The organism is Streptomyces sp. NPDC051738 (genome assembly GCF_044453205.1).
Taxonomy (GTDB): domain Bacteria; phylum Actinomycetota; class Actinomycetes; order Streptomycetales; family Streptomycetaceae; genus Streptomyces.
On record NZ_JBITCM010000015.1, the window covers coordinates 129,727 to 131,010 of the forward strand.

At 72.8% G+C, this 1,284-nt stretch carries 1 protein-coding gene; it reads right to left on the minus strand.

The features are described 5' to 3' along the window. Nucleotides 1-65: 65 nt before the first annotated feature. Nucleotides 66-1,265 carry a hypothetical protein gene (locus tag ACIA8X_RS31405; protein ID WP_399459706.1) on the minus strand — a complete coding sequence of 400 codons (1,200 nt, stop codon included), beginning with the start codon at nt 1,263-1,265 and terminating at the stop codon, nt 66-68. Between the last annotated feature and the right edge of the window lie 19 nt (nt 1,266-1,284).

A 1,284-nucleotide genomic window follows, 5' to 3' on the forward strand; every position in this document is an offset into this window, starting at 1 on the left:
AGGCCGGCCTGGACGGGCACTCGCACTGTTCGGGCAGGCCTGGGCGGGCCTGGACCGAGGTGACGTCAGTAACGTCCGTTCCGGTACACCTCGGCGCTGTCACCGACGGCCGTGGTCACCACGCCCCATATGTCATGGACCGTCTCACGGGCGCCCTTGTCGTGGTTGTACCCGAACTGGAAGACGTACGTTCCCGCGTTGAGCGTGATGCCCTCGTTGAGCACCACGACGTAGTCCGCTCCTCCGTCCGAGGCCTTTCCGGTGTGCACCGTGACCTGGTCACCGAGCGACGTCCAGACACCCGTGTTCGCCACGCCACCGGTCTGCGCCACATGCAGAACGACCTTGAGCGCGGTGACCTTCTTGGTGGTCGTGACGGTGACGGAGCTCTGGCTCCAGTAGTCGTTCGGGGACTTCAGGGCGGTCTGGACGGAGACATAGCTGCTCTGCCCGGCCACCGAGGCCTTGGCGCCCGCCCGCTGGGAGGCGCCCTCGGAGGTGTGCGTCGGCGTGGGGGTGGGAGTGCCGGGGACGTGGGCCGCCGCGGCGGCAGCAGGCGCGGCCGCCTTCCCGGCCCCAGCGGCGCGCTTCTTCTCAGGCGTCGTCGGAGTCGAACTCGGCGTCGGGCTGCCGTCCTCGTCGAGGCCCTGGCCGGGAGCCAGAATCGGCTCCGGCTTCTCCTTGGCCGTCGCGGCGGGTGGCGAACTCATTCCCTTGACCGCTCCCGCGGCCGCGACCAGACCGCCGACCGCGACGGCCGCGCCGAGCAGCCACTTGGAGACGGCGTGGCCGGCCACGCCGGTGGCCCCCACGGGAGTCGGCGCCGCGTGCGCACCGCGCTGCTGGTCGGCGGCAGCGGCCTGCCACAGTGCGACGGAGGAGTCGTTGGCGGCGGCGGCCTCGGTGCTCGCCGCGATCTCCGCGCTCTGCTCCGCGCTCTGCTCCGCGTCGCTCTCCGCCTCGCCCTTCGCCTCGTCTCCGCCCTCCTCGCGGACGGCGGCCGCCTGTGCTGCCGGGCCTGCCTCGGCCGCGGGCGACTCGGCGGCCTGGGAGGACGTGGGCTCTTCGGAGCTCCGGTCCTCGCCCACGACCTGCGGCGTGGCCCAAGGCAGGGGCTGGTCCCACACGGCGCCGCCCGGCTGACCGGCCTTGCCGTCGTCCCCCTGAGCGGCGGGTGCCGGCGCGACCGCGACCTGCGCTCCTGCCTGCCCGGCGGAAGCGGCCGTTGCGCCAACTTCCTCGGAGGCGTGTTCTCCTGGTCTCATCTGGGCCTCGTTCCCTTCT

Bases quoted from the DNA above. Each gene is read 5' to 3' on its own strand.
- ACIA8X_RS31405 (WP_399459706.1), bottom strand. From the start codon at position 1,265: ATGAGACCAGGAGAACACGCCTCCGAGGAAGTTGGCGCAACGGCCGCT.